This is a genomic window from Bacillus sp. SIMBA_005 (assembly GCF_046535585.1).
Lineage (GTDB): Bacteria > Bacillota > Bacilli > Bacillales > Bacillaceae > Bacillus > Bacillus pumilus.
Genome location: NZ_JAWRWI010001027.1, coordinates 1 through 242, shown reverse-complemented (window position 1 = coordinate 242; position 242 = coordinate 1). Strand labels below are relative to the sequence as shown.

At 48.8% G+C, this 242-nt stretch carries 1 pseudogene; it reads left to right on the top strand.

Going from position 1 to position 242, the window contains the following annotated elements:
• Positions 1-156: pseudogene (locus tag SB660_RS23225) on the top strand (oxidoreductase); the annotation flags it as partial.
• Between the last annotated feature and the right edge of the window lie 86 nt (positions 157-242).

Sequence of the window (242 nt, the reverse complement as noted above, 5' to 3'; positions counted from 1 at the left end):
GAAACTGCATGTCAAGCATACTTCGAAAGACGGGCGGAGCGGGCATTACAGGTGCAGAATCTCTCATCTGAAATCGTCCGCCGCGAGATAAAGGGAACGCCCGGCGTCCAAGACATCATCGGTGAATGCTATCGATTGCTCAAAGAGCCTTATTAAATACAGAAAGTCCAGAACATGGCGTCTGGACTTTTGTCAGTCTTGTTCAGATTTATTCCGTATCCGCTCAATCACCTCATGCAGCC